This is a genomic window from Hyphomicrobium sp. MC8b (assembly GCF_905067615.1).
Taxonomy (GTDB): Bacteria; Pseudomonadota; Alphaproteobacteria; order Rhizobiales; family Hyphomicrobiaceae; genus Hyphomicrobium_B.
The window spans coordinates 3,406,675-3,424,517 of record NZ_LR898465.1 but is presented as its reverse complement, the minus strand read 5'-3'; the positions used below and the strand labels follow the sequence as shown (position 1 = coordinate 3,424,517).

Annotated in this window: 20 protein-coding genes; 15 read left to right on the top strand and 5 right to left on the bottom strand. The window is 59.8% G+C overall.

What is annotated here, in order from left to right:
* The first annotated feature begins 186 nt into the window (after positions 1–186).
* The 3 genes from ACLB1Z_RS16545 to ACLB1Z_RS16535 all read left to right on the top strand — a co-directional run bounded on the left by ACLB1Z_RS16545 (position 187) and on the right by ACLB1Z_RS16535 (position 1,958).
* Positions 187–633 (top strand): DNA polymerase III subunit chi, encoded by a 447-nt coding sequence (locus tag ACLB1Z_RS16545; RefSeq protein WP_409560815.1) that lies wholly within the window; start codon positions 187–189, stop codon positions 631–633.
* Between the two features lie 25 nt (positions 634–658).
* Positions 659–1,501, top strand: coding sequence for a 23S rRNA (adenine(2030)-N(6))-methyltransferase RlmJ (locus ACLB1Z_RS16540; RefSeq protein WP_409560814.1), 843 nt, complete (start codon positions 659–661; stop codon positions 1,499–1,501).
* Between the two features lie 241 nt (positions 1,502–1,742).
* Positions 1,743–1,958 (top strand): cold-shock protein, encoded by a 216-nt coding sequence (locus tag ACLB1Z_RS16535; protein WP_013948788.1) that lies wholly within the window; start codon positions 1,743–1,745, stop codon positions 1,956–1,958.
* Positions 1,959–2,189: 231 nt separating this feature from the next.
* Here ACLB1Z_RS16535 and ACLB1Z_RS16530 read toward each other — a convergent pair whose 3' ends face one another.
* Complete coding sequence (locus tag ACLB1Z_RS16530) at positions 2,190–2,474, bottom strand: hypothetical protein (protein WP_409560813.1); 285 nt, start codon at positions 2,472–2,474, stop codon at positions 2,190–2,192.
* Between the two features lie 286 nt (positions 2,475–2,760).
* Between ACLB1Z_RS16530 and ACLB1Z_RS16525 the strand changes: the two genes are divergently transcribed.
* Both ACLB1Z_RS16525 and ACLB1Z_RS16520 read left to right on the top strand, forming a co-directional pair.
* Positions 2,761–3,054 (top strand): hypothetical protein, encoded by a 294-nt coding sequence (locus ACLB1Z_RS16525; protein WP_013948786.1) that lies wholly within the window; start codon positions 2,761–2,763, stop codon positions 3,052–3,054.
* Positions 3,055–3,255: 201 nt separating this feature from the next.
* On the top strand, positions 3,256–3,933 hold the full coding sequence (locus ACLB1Z_RS16520) for a hypothetical protein (RefSeq protein ID WP_409560812.1): 678 nt from the start codon (positions 3,256–3,258) through the stop codon (positions 3,931–3,933).
* Between the two features lie 42 nt (positions 3,934–3,975).
* On the opposite strand, the gene ACLB1Z_RS16515 is transcribed toward ACLB1Z_RS16520, so the two are convergent.
* Both ACLB1Z_RS16515 and ACLB1Z_RS16510 read right to left on the bottom strand, forming a co-directional pair.
* Complete coding sequence (locus ACLB1Z_RS16515) at positions 3,976–4,344, bottom strand: response regulator (protein ID WP_013948784.1); 369 nt, start codon at positions 4,342–4,344, stop codon at positions 3,976–3,978.
* Between the two features lie 151 nt (positions 4,345–4,495).
* Positions 4,496–5,143 (bottom strand): histidine phosphotransferase family protein, encoded by a 648-nt coding sequence (locus ACLB1Z_RS16510; RefSeq protein ID WP_013948783.1) that lies wholly within the window; start codon positions 5,141–5,143, stop codon positions 4,496–4,498.
* A gap of 252 nt (positions 5,144–5,395) precedes the next feature.
* Between ACLB1Z_RS16510 and ACLB1Z_RS16505 the strand changes: the two genes are divergently transcribed.
* From ACLB1Z_RS16505 to ACLB1Z_RS16465, 9 genes are all read left to right on the top strand, one after another.
* Complete coding sequence (locus ACLB1Z_RS16505) at positions 5,396–6,277, top strand: 3'(2'),5'-bisphosphate nucleotidase CysQ (RefSeq protein WP_409560811.1); 882 nt, start codon at positions 5,396–5,398, stop codon at positions 6,275–6,277.
* A 154-nt stretch (positions 6,278–6,431) separates the two neighbouring features.
* Positions 6,432–7,337, top strand: a complete 906-nt coding sequence (locus ACLB1Z_RS16500; protein ID WP_409560810.1) for a DUF1134 domain-containing protein — start codon at positions 6,432–6,434, stop codon at positions 7,335–7,337.
* A 125-nt stretch (positions 7,338–7,462) separates the two neighbouring features.
* The gene (locus tag ACLB1Z_RS16495; protein WP_409560809.1) at positions 7,463–8,872 is read left to right on the top strand and encodes a hypothetical protein; all 1,410 of its coding nucleotides are present in this window, start codon (positions 7,463–7,465) and stop codon (positions 8,870–8,872) included.
* A 130-nt stretch (positions 8,873–9,002) separates the two neighbouring features.
* On the top strand, positions 9,003–10,013 hold the full coding sequence (locus ACLB1Z_RS16490; protein WP_409560808.1) for a cation diffusion facilitator family transporter: 1,011 nt from the start codon (positions 9,003–9,005) through the stop codon (positions 10,011–10,013).
* A gap of 176 nt (positions 10,014–10,189) precedes the next feature.
* Positions 10,190–11,287, top strand: a complete 1,098-nt coding sequence (locus ACLB1Z_RS16485) for a YeiH family protein (protein WP_409560807.1) — start codon at positions 10,190–10,192, stop codon at positions 11,285–11,287.
* Between the two features lie 18 nt (positions 11,288–11,305).
* Positions 11,306–12,223: a LysR substrate-binding domain-containing protein gene (locus ACLB1Z_RS16480; protein WP_409560806.1), complete on the top strand. Its 918-nt coding sequence runs from the start codon at positions 11,306–11,308 to the stop codon at positions 12,221–12,223.
* 87 nt (positions 12,224–12,310) lie between these two features.
* Positions 12,311–13,204, top strand: a complete 894-nt coding sequence (locus ACLB1Z_RS16475; RefSeq protein WP_013948774.1) for an NAD-dependent epimerase/dehydratase family protein — start codon at positions 12,311–12,313, stop codon at positions 13,202–13,204.
* Positions 13,201–14,445 (top strand): class I SAM-dependent methyltransferase, encoded by a 1,245-nt coding sequence (locus tag ACLB1Z_RS16470; protein WP_409560805.1) that lies wholly within the window; start codon positions 13,201–13,203, stop codon positions 14,443–14,445. The genes ACLB1Z_RS16475 and ACLB1Z_RS16470 overlap by 4 nt, the downstream gene beginning before the upstream one ends.
* Positions 14,446–14,452: 7 nt before the next feature.
* Positions 14,453–15,229, top strand: a complete 777-nt coding sequence (locus ACLB1Z_RS16465) for a glycosyltransferase family 2 protein (RefSeq protein WP_409560804.1) — start codon at positions 14,453–14,455, stop codon at positions 15,227–15,229.
* 13 nt (positions 15,230–15,242) lie between these two features.
* Here the strand turns inward: ACLB1Z_RS16465 and ACLB1Z_RS16460 are convergent, their stop codons facing one another.
* Both ACLB1Z_RS16460 and ACLB1Z_RS16455 read right to left on the bottom strand, forming a co-directional pair.
* A complete protein-coding gene (locus ACLB1Z_RS16460) occupies positions 15,243–16,655 on the bottom strand; it encodes a tetratricopeptide repeat protein (RefSeq protein ID WP_409560803.1) in 1,413 nt (470 codons plus the stop codon).
* Between the two features lie 150 nt (positions 16,656–16,805).
* Positions 16,806–17,180: a PilZ domain-containing protein gene (locus tag ACLB1Z_RS16455; protein ID WP_409560802.1), complete on the bottom strand. Its 375-nt coding sequence runs from the start codon at positions 17,178–17,180 to the stop codon at positions 16,806–16,808.
* 274 nt (positions 17,181–17,454) lie between these two features.
* On the opposite strand from ACLB1Z_RS16455, the gene ACLB1Z_RS16450 reads away from it, so the two are divergent.
* Entirely contained in the window at positions 17,455–17,697 is a 243-nt protein-coding gene (locus ACLB1Z_RS16450) for a hypothetical protein (RefSeq protein ID WP_013948768.1), read from the top strand.
* The last annotated feature ends 146 nt before the right edge of the window (positions 17,698–17,843 follow it).

The window sequence follows — 17,843 nt, the reverse complement described above, 5'->3', positions numbered from 1 at the left end:
TCGCAGCGGGAGGGGAGCAAACAGCAGCGAGAATGCTCTCGAACCGCCACGCTCCCCGCCCGCACGGGCGTCAGCCGATTAAAACTGGCGCCGCTCCGGACGGGGTTAAATAGGGTACCTTGCGCCGACGTCAAGAGGTGGCGCGAGTGTCTTGCTTTTCGCCGTTGCCTGCGCCATCCGAGACGTATGGACGTTTTTTTCTACCACCTCGAACATCAGCCGCTTGATCGTGTGCTGCCGAGCCTTCTGGAGAAGACTCTGGCGCGCGGTTGGCGTGCCGTCGTCCAAGTTGGAAACGAAGAGCGCCTGGAAGCTATCGACCATATGCTTTGGACCTACACGGACGACAGCTTTCTGCCGCATGGCACCGCGCGTATCGGCCATTCCAGCGACCAGCCCGTCTATCTGACGACGACCGACGAGACGCCCAACGGCCCGGGCGTTCGTTTTCTTGTCGATGGCGCCGAGGCGCGCGAATTTGCGGGCGCGGAACGCTTCGTCTACGTCTTCGACGGAAATGATGCGGACGCCGTCGCCCTGGCGCGCAGTCAGTGGAAAGCAGCGAAAGCAGCGGGCTGCGCTGTCACCTATTGGCAGCAGTCGCAAAGCGGGCGATGGGAGCAGAAGGCGTGAGCCTTCGTAGAAACGATCCCTAAGCATGAATTACCATCACGATTATCACGCCGGAAATTTCGCTGACGTCTTGAAGCACGTCATTATGGCGCGCGTCGTGACGTACATGAAGCAGAAGCCGAAGCCATTCCGCGTCATCGACACGCACGCTGGCGCTGGGCTCTACGATCTCGAAAGCGACGAAGCGGCGAAGACGGCCGAATGGCAGGACGGTATCGCCCGCATCTTCGACGCCGAGATGCCAATGGACGTCGCCGGCCTTCTGGAGCCTTATCTCGATGCCGTGCGCGCCGTGAACGGCGTCGGTCTCAAACACTATCCCGGCAGCCCACTGATCGCGCGCCACCTGATGCGCGATGAAGATGTGCTGGTCGTCAACGAGCTTGCAGACGTTGAATTTCGGCGGCTCAAGCAGGAATTCCGCCGCGCCAAATCGACGACCGTGCTGAACATCGACGCCCGGCATGCGGTGAAATCACTGCTGCCGCCGAAGGAGCGTCGCGGCGTCGTGCTGATCGATCCGCCATTCGAAGACAAAAACGAGTTTGCAGATCTCTCGAGCGCCATCGACGACGCACTGACGCGTTTCGCGACTGGGACCTATCTCATCTGGTATCCGCTGAAGGATGAAGCGGCCGCCGATCGGTTCGTCGCCCTCACGACCTCGAAGCCCGGATTGGAATATCTTGATGTGAGGCTCTGGGTCGCAAAGCCGTTTCCTGGCCTCGGGTTGACGGCAACCGGCATGCTCGTTCTCAATCCGCCTTTCGTCTTGAAGGCCGAGCTTGAGACGCTGCTGCCATGGCTCGAAGAGCATCTCGCAGAAGGCCCCGGCAGTCGTTTCGCGTTGCAAGCCAGCGTTCAATAATGGGTCTCGTCGTTGCTCTGCAGCATTTCGCCTTGCAAGAAGCGCGCATTTACAGGATAAATTGCCGCACGCTAAGGCGGGCCACGGCACGGGAGCTCCCGACGCGTTCGACGTGACCGGAAGCGTGTTTGTGCGATCCGGTAGGGAGGCGCTTGGAATTTTCCGGCTCCGCAGTCCGCCACGGCTGTCGATGCGAAGCTATTTTGCTTCACTCGTCGGCCGGGCTGCCAGGAGACGATGCATGCGCCAGACAGGTACCGTAAAGTTCTACAATTCCCAGAAGGGCTACGGCTTCATCAAGCCGGATGCCGGTGGCAACGACGTGTTCGTTCACGTCACCGCTGTCGAGCGATCGGGAATCGGCGAGCTCAACGAGGGAATGCGAATTTCGTTCGAGACCGAACCCGATAAACGCGGCAAGGGACCAAAAGCCGTCGATCTGCAACGCGCAGGCTGACGTTCTACGCGGCCGAGCTTGCGCACGCTGCGGCCTTCGGTTGCGGCGATAGAGAGAGTCGTGCCTGCATTTGTCGATCGTTCCACGTCGCTTTGGCCGCGGCGCCAGAACAAGCAAAAACAATTCGGCTTACGGCTGATTCGCAGCGTTTCGCGATAAAAGCGATAGATAACAAAAAGCTCGCCGGGCTTCGCCTGGCGAGCTTTCCGCATGTGAAGATGGGTCGACGCGTTACTTCGCGATGGCGCCGCGGAGAGCCCCGACGATCGCCATCAGGATGCCGCCGCCCACGCCGCCGCCAACGATTTGCGTGACGATCGAGACGGGATCGAGCGCGCCGCCCGCCACGGCCGTATGAAAGACCTGCTCGAGAATCTGGCCGCCGATGCCGCCGCCGACGATCCCGGCAATGGAATTACCGAGCGTCCCGAGGCTGATATTTTTCATCAGGCTGCCGGCGACGTTGCCGCCGACGGCACCGCTGATGAGCTGGATAAGCAACGGAAGATATTCCATGTGAGGTCTCCACGAGCTAGGTGGGACAACGGCGAGCCGTGCGTTTACCGCATCGATAAGCTGCGCACCCAGATGGGTTCCCACAAAGGGAATCGTATCATAAGACCTGCGACAGGACGTCTTTGGCCAGTGTTCATCACGGCGTATCAGGGGATGCGTGTTCGAGAAGTGACATACGGTACCGAAATAAGGCCGGAAAACTTTTCTTGAGGCAGCGCAATGATAAATATTCGTAACTTTGCGCTATATAGGATGACCACGTGAACGGCGGCGGAAAGGCCAAACCATGATGTCGAGATTGATTTCAGCCTTGATTGCGGGCGTATGCCTCATCGGGTTGGTCGCGCCGGCCTTTGCCGACCCCGAGGACAACTACTCGATCCGCCGCAAGAAGGGCGGATACTCGTACGACAAGTCCGAGTCGGTGAACACGTACGGTGGGCCACGCAAGCCAAAAAGCGCACCTCCCGGACCGCCCGACTTCCGCGATCAGACGCCGTCAGGTCCGTTCGATAACAGCTTCTTCTTCGACTCGGGCGTCGGCAGCCTCTACGGCGGTAACTCGCCGTATATGCACTAAAAAACCTGACGGTTGTGGGTTTGGGAAGATTGCAAGCCAGGGGCCGCGGTATCGCGGCCTTTCGCATATCTGTGGCTTTCGCGGCCTAGTACCAGAATCCTGTCAACTGATGCCGATGCGCCACTCGCCCTGGTGCCGCCATTGTGCTGTCAATATAAAGGCAGCCTGATCCCAGGGTGGGCTATGAGGGAGAACTTCGTTATGCGCTTCTCGGGCAAAATCTTTGCCGCATTTGGCTTGGCCGCAACCATCGCCGTTGCCTCCGCCGCGTCCGCGAACGCGGAATGCAAGCGCTACGGCTTCTCGGTGAATGACTACGGCAAGGATGGCCCGACGAACGACGCCAAGAGCCTTCTCGACAAACTGATCTCCGACAAAATGGCGGAGAAGGGTGTGAAGGACTATCACACCGGCAAGAAGAGCGTGTCTTGCGAGCTGTTCCTCAACTTCATCGTGTTCGACGAGCACACCTGCACGGCCGAAGCCACCGTTTGCTGGGGCGGCTCGAAGCTTCCTGGCGCTGAGAAAACGTCGGCCGAAGACGTCGCGCCCGCGAAGAACGACGAAACGGCGTCGGAAGAAAAGCACGCCAAGAAGAAGGCCGTGAAGGAAGCTGCGGTACACACCGAAGCCGCTCCGGTTCACAAGACGGCTGCCGCTCAGACTGTGCCTGATCCCAAGTCGCTCATTTTTCGCAAAATGAAGAAGCCCGCCGGGAGCAAAGAGGCCTCGGCAACATCGCCTGTCGAGACGGGCTCTCTCGCTGAGACAAAGCACACGACACACAAGTCTGGCGACGTCGCGCCGGTCAAGGAGACGAGTGGTGGCGAGGGCTATCCGACGCCGGAAGCGCCGGCAGGCGGCGACGCCGCGCAGTAAGCGCAGCACCACTGCACCGACCAGATAGCGCGCCGTGGCGGATCAAGCTGCGGCGCGAATTTCTTGCAGCTTTATTTCGATAATTTGCCGGTTGTACGGCTTCAGCAGGAACGTATCTGCTCCACGCGAAATCGCGCGCTGAATTTCGAACGGATCATTTTCGGTGACCATGTAGATAATGTACGGACGCGCGCTACGCGGCAGCGCTCGAATCTTTTCGAGCAGTTCGATGCTGTTGGTCTCCGGCATCCGCCAGTCGAGCAAAATATAATCCGGCGTTTCCGATCTGAGCCGCTCCATCGCTGCGATGGCGCTATCGGCTTCACTGACGCGGAAGCCGAGGCTTTCGAAAATGAGGCGCGTGTATTTCCTGATAATTTCAGAATCGTCGATGACGAAGCAATGCTGCATGTAAAGAGCTTCTCGTAAGCGAGGCGTTGCCCAACCGGCAGCAGGGCAACTGGAAACTCAAACGAATGCGTCAAAAAATGCCTCTAAACTGTTAAGGGCCTCTTAAGACGTATGGCGGAATCCGGTCATCCAGCTGAACGTCGGGCCGCTCTCAGCTTGCGGGTTTTGCCACCAGCAGAATGTCGGCGCCGTCCTTCAGGATTTCGAGCTTCATCCCGGCGGTCGGAGCGATTCGCCACGTGTAGTAGGCCTGGATGGTGATGGCATCGAGCGCCAGCGGATTGCCGGCGACGAAATCCGTCAGATACTGAGGCGGCCGCGCGCCGGTGCCCTTACAGCGAATGAGAAATGTTGGCTGCTCGAACGACCCGCCGATCGACACGTCGATCTCGCCGCCGCGCGGCAATGCCGTGACGGCCGAAGCAATGAGATTGAGAAGAAGCTTCACCTTGTCTTTGGGAACCAGACCAGGCGCGCCGCGCCACGTCAGCTTGTGTTTCCCTTGGGTGATGCCCACGAACCCACGAGAAATTTTCTCGGCCGTCGTCAAATCAATGACGCTACCTGCCGAGCCGGCGGCGCCAAAAGCGAAGCGTGCGAATTCGAGCCGGGCGGAGGCTTGCTCCGTCACGTTACGGATCACGGTCATCGCATAGCTTTTCGCCTGCTGATCGTCGTCCTCGTCAAGGATTTCCAAACCGTTGACGATCGCACCGACCGGATTGATGATATCGTGGCATATTTTGCTAGAAATCAGCGCTGCAAGTTCAAGATCGGTCGGCGGAACGCGCTGGTCCATCATTAGTCCTTCGTCGTGATCATTGTGTCGCTACGTTGCGGCAGTTTAAGCGCGACAGCGCGACGCGAATACGACGTGGCCGCTTGCGACAATGCCCTATGCTCTGATACATGCGCCGTACAACGGTTGCCAAGTCTTGTAGCCGGTGGGGTCATTGACCTCCGTTTTTCATGGAAGACATGAGTCTTGCGTGCCACGGTTTGAGCCGCGGCGCGATAATCGCATTGATGGCGCGAGCATCTCTCGCGCAAAATGATTCGGATTGAGGTTTTGAAGCGCGCGATGGTGCCGATCGACGTCAAAGACTACGACGCTCTCATTGCGGCATTGCTTCCTGCGGTTCGAGAAGCCGGGCGCCTTGAGATGGCGCACTTCAACAATGGCGTCAGTTTCGAGCAGAAAGCCGACCGCACGCCTGTCACCGTTGCCGACAAAGAGGCGGAGGCAATCATTCTTGCCGCGCTCGCACGCATTGCACCCGAGGTGCCGGTCGTGGCGGAAGAAGAAATCGCCGCGGGCAAGGTCTGCCATTACGCCAGGCGTTTCTTTCTCGTGGATGCGCTCGACGGAACGCGCCTCTTCATTCGCCGTAAGCCCGAGTTCTCGATCAATGTCGGCTACGTCGAAGACGGCAGAACCAAGTTTGGCTTGATCTACCTGCCGCCGTCCGAGCGTCTGTTTGTGACGCGCCCAGACGGCGCGTACGAAGCCCACATGCCGATCGCAGGCGACGTGCCGTTCGCGGCCTTGCGTTTCAAGCGGCTCACAACGCGAAAGCCCGATCCCAATGCACTTGTCGCCTTCAACAGCCGCGGCGCAGGGGCGGCAAGCTCGGGTCTGTTGGCGCTGCTCAAAGTGCAGGATGCCAAGCCGATCGGGTCGTCGATGAAGTTCTGCCTGATCGCGGCCGGCGAGGGCGATCTTTATGCGCGCTTCGGCGAAACCTGTGAGTGGGATACGGCAGCCGGGCAGGCGATCCTCGAAGCCGCTGGTGGCTCGGTCACGACGCTTGACGGCGCACCGCTGACCTACGGCCATTATGATCGCGCGTTCCGTAATCCCCATTTCGTCGCCTGGGCACGCCAACCGCTGTGGCGCGGAGCCGTTGCAGAATTGCCCTCCGTAGGCGCATAGACAACGCGAATTAGCCATACTTTAGCAACGAATACTCGCGATTCTGTATCCTAGGATTCGAGTGGTCCTCGGTCATGGGTGGCCTTCGCGTTCGCGCGTAGATGGCTTGGGGCGCAGTTCAATCTCGAACGCAATGAGAAGAGGGAACTCGCCGATGCGTTTCGGCTTCGAGGGAATCTCGCGAATAGCACCTGCCGTTTTTCGGGTTCGCAACTGCGTGCCGGGTCTGGCGTTGCTGGCTTGCCTGGCGTTCGGCGGTTCGAGCGCCAATGCCGTCGACGATGCTTATCGGCCGCCTGAGGACACTTATTCAGGCCAAGGTTATTCGGGCCAGGGTTATTCCGGCCAAGGCGGCAGCGATGCCTATCAGCCCGATAATGGCTATCGAGGGAACAACCCGAGCAACTATCAGGCTCCCCCGCCGGGCCCTTCCGGCGGGGCTTATCAACCGCCGCCCTATAACGGCGCGCGCGGTCCCGACAGCGATCCCGGTGGTTATGGTGCGCCCTATACGCCGCCGCCGAGCGCGAGTCGCGACTACAATTCGGGGCCGCCTCCCGGAGACGGGCCGCCGCGCGATTCATACTCGCAAGACGAAATCATCCACGCCGGCAATAAATTCTTTGGCTCCATCAGCGGCGGTCTGGCGTCGGCCATCGAATGGACGTTCCAGAAGGCGGGGCGGCCGAATGGCTACATCCTCGGCTCGGATGCGGGCGGGGCGTTCATCGGCGGCTTGGCGTACGGCGAAGGTATGCTTTACACGAAGGACGCCGGAAACTTCAAAGTTTACTGGCAGGGTCCGTCGGTCGGCTACGATTTCGGCGGTGACGGCTCCAAGGTCATGACGCTCGTCTACAACCTTCGCGATCCTTCCGACATTTACGAGCGTTTTGGCGGCGTCGAAGGCTCAGCTTATCTCGTCGGCGGTGTAAGCGTGCAACTTCAGAAAGCCGGACATGTCACACTGGCGCCGATTCGGGCAGGTGTGGGGCTGCGACTCGGTGCGAATATCGGCTATTTGAAGTATACAAGAAATCCAACTTGGAACCCGTTCTGATTGCAAGCAATGCACGCGGCACGAGTAAAATATTGCAGGGAGGCAGAAAACCGGGTTTCTCTGTCGCTTAAGGGACGTTTGGAGCGGCGGGGGCCGCGAAGTTATTCATTTCAGGACGAGTATCCGTGATCAATCTGTATGCCGCGATGCTCGTCACGTTGGGCTTTCTCGTCGCGGCCCTGATTGTCGTTGTCCTGTTGCCGGCCTACCGGCGGCGCATCGAGCGCTTTACGGCCGAAGCCCTGAAGCGGACGCTTCCCCTCACCGAAGAAGAAATACGCGCCGATAAGGACCGCCTGCGTGCCGATTTCGCGATGGAGGTCCATCGCCTGGAGTCGAAGCTGGAAGATGCCGGGCTGATGGCAGCCCGCCAGCGCGTCGAGGTCAATCGCCGCGACGCCAAGATTCAGGAACTTTCCGAAGCCATCGCCGATCAGAAAATGAGCGTCGAGGAGCACGAGAACGCCCGGCGTGTGCTGGAGCAGGCGATTCTCGATCGCCTTCCGAAAGTCGAGCAGCGCCTGTCCGAGACGCGCAAGCTGCTCGCAACCCGCGACCGCGAGATTAAGACGCTCGCAGCCACCGGCGCCAAGCAGGCGGCCGCTCTCGAAGAAGCATCCCAGCTCAACAGGCAGCGCGAGCGCGAAATCGCGCAGTTGCGCACCACGCTTGATACTCGCGCCGTTCGCAATCGCGACAGCGTGAAAGGCGCAGCCGCTGACGCCAATGTCGCCCTGCGCACCGAGCTTGAGGCTTTGCGTGAAAAAAGCCGCGAACAGGCCGCCATGATCGAGCGTCTGCAGGCCGCCGGGAAAATGGCGTCGAACAGCGAGCAGAGCGCCGAGATCAAGCGCCTGATGCTGGCCCTGGCGAAAACGGAAGCCGAGCTCAACGGGATCAAATCGGGCCTCGATGGCGACGACGCGGAGCGCATGGCCCTCGAAGACCGCATCGCCGATATTCAGGTCGCAAGCGACGCGAAGTCCACCGAGATCGCCAAATTGAAAGCCATGCTGCAGGCCTATGAGGATCGTGAGCATCCGCCGGCCGACTTCGCCCAGAAGGCGGACATGGGCGCGCTGCAAGCCGAGATCGACCACCAGCGCCAGGTCATCACCGAGCTTCGCGCCGAAATTGCCGCCGGGCAGGAGCGCCTGTCGCGGCAAGCCATCCGCTTCCATGAAGAGATGCGGCGCGTCGGCCCGGCCGGAGAAAATGGCGCTCAGGCGACGCCGCCCGAGCTTCCTCGACCATCGCTTGCCGAACGCATTTCTGCGCCCCGACCGCCGAAGCTCGCCGCCAACGATACCGAGGGCTCGGCCGCCAGCGAAAGCGCCCGTGAGCCGCGCCAGGGACCATCACCGATACGCGCCCTCAAGATGCCCTCAAACGGCGCTGGGGAAGTCCCGAAAGCGGATCTCGACGGACCGCCGCCACTTCCCGCAAGTGATGTGGAACCCGCCCAGGGAGTGCAGGCCGCCTCGCCTCGCCGTCCCCGTCTGCTTGAGCGCATCAGCGGCGTCGATAAGAGCTAGTGGCCGCGGAGGGCACAGGCGCTATTCGATTGCCCAGTGCCGCCGGATTGCGGCACCGTCTATAAACCCCATTTCAACGATGGGGATGACGTTCTCCTCCCAGGCTTGAATTTCGACTGAGCGGTAGACCATGACAACGCCACACGGTGCGCACGGTGATCACGACCACAGCGGTCATGACCACGCGGGCCATACCCATGACGGCCACGGCCACGGTGGGCTTGGTCACAGCCACGCGCCGAAGGATTTCGGGCCTGCATTCGCGCTGGGAACGGCGTTGAACGTCGCGTTCGTCGTTGTTGAAGTCATCGCAGGCTTCATGGCGAACTCGATGGCGCTCGTCGCCGATGCCGGACATAACCTGGGAGACGTGCTCGGACTGCTGATGGCTTGGGGCGCCAGCATTCTCGTCAAGCGCCGCGCGACCTTCAACTTCACCTACGGCTTCGGTTCATCGACTATTCTCGCCGCGCTCGCCAACGCCGTGCTCCTGCTTGTTGCGGTCGGCGCTATAGCCCTCGAAGCGGTTCAACGTCTGATCGAACCGGCGCCCGTCGTCGGCAGCACCATGATCATCGTCGCGTCGATTGGCATTCTGATCAACGGCTTTACAGCGTGGCTGTTCATGTCCGGCCGCGAGCGTGATGTGAATATCCGCGGCGCTTATCTACACATGGTCGCCGACACTGCCGTCTCGTTCGGCGTCGTCCTGGTCGGCATCGCGGTGCTGCTTACCGGGTGGGACTGGCTCGACCCGCTCGTCAGTCTCGTCGTCGGCGGTATCATCGTTTGGGGCACATGGGGCCTGCTGCGCGATTCCATTCGCCTCGCAATGCAGGGCGTTCCGGTGAATATCGATCCCAGTAAAGTGCAGGCTCGTCTCGCTGCGCTGCCGGGCGTCGCGAGCATTCACGACCTGCACATCTGGCCGATGAGCACCACGGAAACTGCGCTCACCTGCCATTTGGTCATGCCCGGTGGACATCCAGGTGACGCCTTCATCGCGACGGCCGCCAAGATGCTGCACGACGAATTCGAAATCCGCCATTCGACGCTGCAGTTTGAGGTCAGCGCCGATGCACCTTGCGGTCTGGGTCATGGCTGCGCGCCAGCACTCGAACCGATGCCCCACGGCCATTAAGGGCCAATTACAGCCTAAAATTGCATAATGATCGCATCGCCCCCTTATTTTTAGTGGGCGAGGCGATATATTGCCGACCGATCAATAAAGAAAATCGATTGAAACCAGCGGGGCTTTGCGTTGGAATGGCTTAAAGGAGAACGTCATGCTGCGGCAGATTTCGGAAGGAGAAAATCATGCCGCCCGCCATCCAAGCTGACGTTACCGTCGCTTCAACAGAAGCTCCCTCGATAGAAAACCGGCATCCTCGAAAGAAGCCGGCATTTCACGCGATTTACACGCAAGGCGTATGGCCCGGTCTTTTTCTCACGGCGACGATAGCAGGCTTCGCATACTGTCTCCGCGAGCTCCCCGGTGTCGGCACATTCAGCCCGATGATCCTTTCGATCATCATCGGCATCGCATTCCACAATATCGTCGGCACCCCGCGCCGCGCCAAAGAAGGCGTGACGTTCTCGCTCCGCCGCATCCTGCGCTTCGCCATCATCCTGCTGGGCTTCCAGCTGACCGCACAACAGATCGTCGAAGTCGGACCGATCGGATTTGCCGTTATCGTCGCGACGCTCGTTGCCACCTTCGCCTTTACAACCTGGCTGGGTCACATGATGGGCGTTGATCGTAAGCTGACGCAGCTCATCGCCGCCGGGACGTCGATCTGCGGCGCATCCGCCGTCATCGCCACCAACACGGTGACGAAGGGACACGACGAAGACGTTGCCTATGCCGTTGCGTGCGTGACCATCTTCGGCTCGATTGCCATGTTCACGTATCCGCTGTTCCCGGCAATCTTCCATCTTGATCCGCAGGCTTTCGGTCTCTGGGCCGGTGCATCGATCCACGAGATCGCGCAGGTCGTCGCTGCATCGTTTCAGGACGGTCAGGCATCGGGCGAATACGGCACGATCGCCAAGCTCAGTCGCGTGATGCTGCTGGCGCCTGTTGTCATTACGCTCGGATTAACGACGGTACGTCGCCAGCAGCCCCACCATCATCACGGCGCGGCGAACGTCTCCGGCAAGGCGCCGATGCCCTGGTTCCTCGTCGGCTTCATCGCGCTCGTCGGCTTAAACAGCCTCGTCGTAATCCCTCCGGACATGAAGCACGTCATCGTGCCAGTGACGACATTCCTGCTCTCCGTGTCGCTCGCCGCCATGGGGCTCGAAACCGACATCATGAAGCTCAAGGCCAAGGGACTGCGTCCGCTGTTGCTCGGTGCAGCTTCATCGCTCTTCATCGCCGGTTTCAGCTTGGGCTTGATCAAGGTAATCGTTTGAGAAGAACGCGAGGATGACATGACGCTTGAACAACTTCGCATTTTCGTCGCCGTCGCCGAAAAGCAGCACGTGACGCAGGCCGCCCACGAAATCAACATCACGCAGTCGGCGGCCAGTTCCGCCATTGCGACCCTTGAAGAACGTTACGCTGTAAAGCTGTTCGACCGCATCGGCCGCCGTATTGAATTGACCGATGCCGGCCGCGTCTTCCTCGTCGAGGCTCGCGGCGTCCTTGCGCGCGCGGCAACTGCGGAAAAGGCGCTTGCCGACCTCGCCGGATTGAAGCGCGGCTCGCTGTCGATCTATGCCAGCCAGACCATCGTAAATTATTGGCTGCCGCCGTTCCTCGCGATCTTCAACCGGCGTTATCCCGAAATTCAGCTGAAGCTCAAGGCAGGTAATACCCAGCAAGTGGCGATTGCGACGCACGATGGCATCGCCGACATCGGCTTTATCGAAGGAACGATCGACGATCCGCATCTTTCGGTCCGGACGGTCGAGGGGGATCGGCTCGTCATCGTCGTCTCCCCGAACCATCCGTTCGCCGGCAAGGAGAAACTCGAACCCGCCGACATCAAAGCCATGACTTGGGTGATGCGTGAGCAAGGATCTGGCACCCGTGGCGAATTCGAGACCGCACTCAAGGATCATAGTGTTGAGACAGCGGATCTCAATGTCGTCCTTGAGTTGCCGTCGAACGAAGCCGTGTGCGCGGCCGTCGAAGCGGGCGTCGGTGCCACCGCAATCTCAAACCTCGTCGCCGAGGCCGGGCTGCTCGCGGGCAAGCTCGTGGCGCTCGAATTCCCGCTTCCACAGCGCTCGTTCTACATTCTGCATCACAAGGAGCGCTACGCGAGCCAAGCCGAGCTGGCGCTTCTGGAACTCATGGGAGCGACAGGCAGGCCATCCGTCCGCCGCCGCGAAAAAGCAGTGTGAGAGAGGCGGTTCCGGCTCACAAGCCACGCGCAAGCCGAAGCAGAAACAGATCGAACTGCTAGGCTTGGCGGGTGGTAGGGAGCGGCCATGAAAATTCTTCTCGTGGGGCATGGCTATGTGGGGTCGTTCCTCCTCTCTGCGCTGACGAATGCCGGTCACGATGTTTCTGTCTGCGATCAGAACGTCGACCGCCTTGTCGGTGTCCGCAACGCCATGCGCTGCCGCTACCAGGAACTGACGATCGCCGATCTCGCTGACTTCGGCGTGATCCTTTGGTTCGCAGGTCATTCCAGCGTGCCGATGTCCTTGCGCGATCCGGACGGCGCACTTGCAAACAACTGTCTCGATTTGCTCCATTTTGCCCGCCGCAAGCAGCTCAACGCCCGGCTGATCTATGCAAGCACCGCAAGCGTTTATTCCGTGATGCAGGCCGAGGACGGTACGCCGCCATCCCCGCTCGATGAAACGGAGACGCGTCTCGATCCGGTCAATCCCTATGATTGCTCCAAGATCTCGATGGATGCGCTCGCCCGCTGCTTCGCCAACGCCATCACCGGCCTTCGCCTTGGTACGGTTTGTGGTACGAGCCCTTATTTGCGCGGCGAATTGATCTTTAACGCCATGAACCTCGCGGCCATGCGCGATGGTTTCGTGCAGGTCCGCAACCGCCAGTCTTATCGCAACATCCTCTTCCTGGAGGACCTCGCGCACTACGTTCTGCGCCTGATCGAGCTGTCAGACACCCTGCCGCCGATCCTGAATACCGGCTCGCTCAATATCGGCATCGGCGATCTGGCCGAGCAAATCGCCGCGTTCCACGGCGTGCCCGTCGTCGATAACGGCAACTCCGTGACGTATTCTTTCCAGATGAACTGCGCACACATTCAATCCCTGTGCGGCGCCCCCCGTCCGATGACCATCGCAGAGCGCTGTGCGCGTTTCCGCGAACAATTCCGGCCCGAGCTGCAAGTGGCATCATGAGTGCAATCTGCGAACTCCAACGCTCCTGCATCGTCTGCGGAAGCGATGTCACGTCATTACTCGATCTCGACGTGCAGCCACCGGCGAATCTGCTTCTCGAAAAGCCCGGCGACGCCTACGAGGCATTTCCGCTCGGATTTGCGAACTGCCCGTCATGCACGCACGGCCAGCTGACGTATTTCGTCGATCCCGCCAAGCTCTTTAAGCACTATCTCTACGCCAGCGGCACGAGTGGAACGCTCAAGGCCTATTTCGAGTGGTTCTCCGACACCCTGCGGCGCGCCTGCAAACCGGGTGCACGCGTGCTCGACATCGCGTCCAACGACGGCAGCTTGCTCGGCATTCTGGAATCCCGCGGTTTTGAAGCCATTGGCGTCGACCCAGCGGAAAATCTCAACAAGGTTGCGATCGCTGCGGGACGAAAGGTCGTTACCGGTTTCTTTCCGGCGGCGAGGCCCGAAGGGCTATTTGACATCATCATAGCGATGAACGTCGCCGCGCACACGCCCGATCCGTCGACCTTCATGAAGGGCGTGCGCGAGTGTCTCGCGCCGGGTGGCGTCGCGATCATTCAGACCAGTCAGGCAATGATGATCGCCAACGGTGAGTTCGACACCGTCTATCACGAGCACTATTCGTTCTACACGGTCGCGTCGATGGCGCGGCTTGCGGAAAAGAGCGGCCTGCGAGTCGAGGCATCACGGCTGACGTCCGTTCACGGTACAAGCCTGCTTTCGTTTCTGCGCCGCGCCGATGAGGATGTAGAATCGTTCGCGTTTGAAGAAAGCGCGCCATTCAGTGTGACGTGGCCATCTCCGACGCCGCCCTTCCTTCTGCCCGAACTTACACTCTCCGAGGCTGATGCGGCCTATGCAAAGTTCGCCGACGGCGCGAAAGGCGCAATGCAATCGGCCGCCGAAGCCGTCGCACGCCATCGCGCGTCCGGCCGCAAGATCGCGCTGGTCGGCGTTGCCGCGAAAGCTTTGACCTTCATTCGCGCCGCCGGCATCGAGCCCGATGTCTATCTCGACGAAGCCGCGCTGAAAGTCGGGCTTACAATTCCCGGAACGTCCCGGCCGATCGAGCCGTTGCAGAACGCAGGCGCGATGGCAACGGATACGACGTTCCTCATCGGGGCCTGGAACTTCGCCGACGAATTGATGCGGAAAATTCGCAACGTCAGCGGCCCCACGACCCCGAAATTTATCATTTACTTCCCCACGCTCACGGAAATCGGATAGCGCCGCAATGGCACAAAGGGTCGTCATTTCGCACTTCTTCAATGAGGCCTATCTGCTGCCGTGGTGGCTTCGCCATCACCGCGAAATCTTCGATCATGGCGTGCTGATCGATTATCATTCGACGGACGCCTCCGTCGAAATCTGTCGTGAACTCGTGCCGCATTGGGAAATCGTCCCCTCGGAAAACGCGACGTTCGCTGCACTTCTTTGCGATTTCGAGGTCATGAAGCACGAGCAGCGTTTTCCCAACGCCTGGAAGCTTGCGCTCAACACCACGGAATTTTTCGTGGCGCCCGGGCTTACGAAAATGGAACGCCTGATGCTGCAGCACGATCTTGTCGGCGCGCGCCTGCCGGGCGCCGTCATGGTCGATACCGATCCCGATAATCCTCCGGACCCCGATAAGCCGCTGGTCGATCAGAAGGCGATGGGTATCTGGGAAGATGAAATGGACTTCAAGCGCCTCGCCATTCCCGGACTCACATTTCCGACGCGCAGCAGGCTTTATCATCGCTATGCCATCGGCGCCTACACGCCGGGTAGGCACAGTTCGCATCTCCCGCGCCAATGCAACGGCAGCCGCGACCTGGCCTCGATCCGCTGGTATGGTTTCAGCCCATGGTCGAACGCTTTCAAGGTGCGCAAGCTGCAGATCTCGACGAAGCGCGATTCATTCGATGTAAAGAACGGCTTCGGCGCTCAGCACCAAGCCGATATCGCCGAGCTTGATGGCCGTTGGGCCAAGCTCGCACCGATGAGTGCCGCGCTACGCAGCGCGGCCTGATGAGGCATCACCTTTAGGCAGCAGCTTCAGGAAGCATCGTGGCTGCGATGGTGTCGCGCAGAATTTTTACCTGATCGCGCCGGACGAACGTCGCAAATGCCTGACGCTCCAACTCGCGCCGCCGCGACTCGTCGCGCACGAGCATAACGCAAGCCTGCACGAGATCTTCATAAGGCACGGCGAACATCGAATGTCGGATGTCTTCGTCAATTTCGGTTTTCGGTCCGCACTCGGAGACGACGGCCTTGCTGTTGGCAAGCAGATATGACGTGCGGACGATCTCGTGAATGCTGTCCTCATAGAAGTGCACGTTGAGGACGACCTTGGCTTCCGCAATCGCCTGATCGCGCTCGCTGCCGTACACGCTGAACATATGCTTGACGTTGAGCCCGGCCTTTGCGAGCCCCTGCAGAACCGCGATGCGGCGTGGATTGGTGCTGCCGTAGAACAGGACGTCGACCGGCTGTTCAAATGACGGAATGCGGCGCGTCATCTCCGGAACGTATCCGACGCTGAAATGGCGAATCAGCGGGTTCTGCGTCAAACGCCGAAGTTCAACGATGTTGCGGACGCTATAATCCCAGATGGCCAGCCGCTTCAGAAGGCTGAAATAAGCGGGCCGTCCTTTAACGTCGAAACCCGTCACCTGTTCGAGATTGACGACGACGGTGTTCGCCGGAACGCTGTCGGCCTCATCTTGCGAAGCGAGCAGATGGGCGCCGAACAGAATGTTGATGCCGGTCTCAGCGAACGAATTGATCCTTCGGCTCACTGAAACGCCCAAAGCCCGAAGCGCGCTTTCGAAACCCAGCACAAGATCATCGAATGCGGCCGAGTGCGGGTTGCCCGCGGGAACGATGGTGACAATGCTGACCGATTGCCACGCAGGCGGAACAGGATCGGCGCTCAGGAACTCGGATCCGAAAATATCCGCCTCGGCCTTCGAGTGGGAAGCGGTTCCCAAAGCCTTTGACCGCAACCCGCGAACCCGCGCCGCTTCAAGCTTGTATTCCAATTCCGTTGATGTCGGCTCGAGATCGAGCGCAGTCTTAAAGGCGTCCGCCGCATCGTCGAACTTGCGAAGGCTCACCAGCATTTCGCCGAGCATGTCCCACGACTGGGCAGAATTATAGCCAAGGCTGATCGCCTTCGCCTTGGCACGGCTGGCAAACTCGATCTTGCCGAGCGGGACGAGGACCGTCGCCAGCGCTTCGTAGGCCTCGGCCGATTCCGGATCCTTTAGGATAGCTTTCGCGAAAATTTCCGCAGCGTCGTCGAAGCCGCCCGACCGGGCAATCCGCAACCCAGCAAACAACAGCTCCGACACGGAAGCGGTTTCTGGATCGAAGGCGGCCGTCGTTTCGGATACAATCTCAGCCTCGTCCGGAAGATCAGCAAGCGAGGGCCACTGTTGGTTCATTGCCATCGAGATCTCCGAAACGGCGCAAACGATCAGAAGCCGGACGCTGGTGCGGACCGGCCCAATCTTTCACCTAACGGTTTAACCCTGCGCGAGACTGGCAATGGAAACCAACCAAGGTCCATGGGATGCCCCACGTCCGGCGCGCGTCCCGGCTCAACTTCTGGCGCGGTCCTTGGCGAGAGATACGAGAGCCAGCGTCCTGGTGCGTTCGATGGCGCGCGCCTGCTCAAGCAGAAAGGTGTAAGCAGGGTGATCGTCCGTCAAAGGCTCCAAAAGCTTCACGCCCGCCTTGTGCCAGACGGACCAGGCAATCTGTCCTTCTATGATCAACGCGGGCGCCAGTGAAATGTGCACCGGGTCGCCGGTCGCAAGTCCCTTGATGCTGTCCAGGCGAACGCCGGAGGCGGAAAAATCGATAACTCTGACCTTTTGGGTCGCGCCGCGGCATTCGACGATTGCAGGCAGCATGACCCGCCGCCGCTCGTCGCGTCGTCGCAAATAATTTCTCGATAAAATAGTTGCTGCCATCTCGCCTCCGAATGTCTCGCTTTTACGTGAGAGAAGCGCTGCGGAAACATTGAGCGCACAAAAGGGTATCCGCGCGCCTAACTCGGGCATTTTTGATCAATAAGTACTATAATCAAATTGTTCGTATCCTCAGTGGATCGAGAAAACTTCCCGAACATCTTGGATTCGCTCGGTATCCGATTTCCGTCTCGTGGGCCTCGACGGATGGGTCATTGCGTTTTACATATAGGACTAGTTAACTAGGGCTAGTCATATATGATTCTAGGAGAATGCGATGCGGCCCGAACTCGAAGCTGTTCTGGAAGCCTACCGGCAGGATGCAGCACTTGAAGAGCAGTTGATCCAGGAAATCTTGACCGTCCTTGCCGTTACCGGAGCGGCGCGAAAGCGGACTGTTCAGGAATTGTCTCAGATCGTCAGTCGTCACACGATGAAGGCCGCCGAAGAGCGCGACTATCGGCAAAGCTCAGAGGATTTGGCGCGTTTCGATTTTCATCAGCCGCTACGGCAGATGTAGTCGGGCGCGGAAAGCCTGCGTGTCGCGTTTCATTCCGCCAATGTATGGGATCGGCACGCGTGTGCGACGCGCTGCAGGACCACTGAAGATCTGCCCAGACATCGACAGCTAATCCACTCATGATGAATCTTTTATCGCGCATGCGT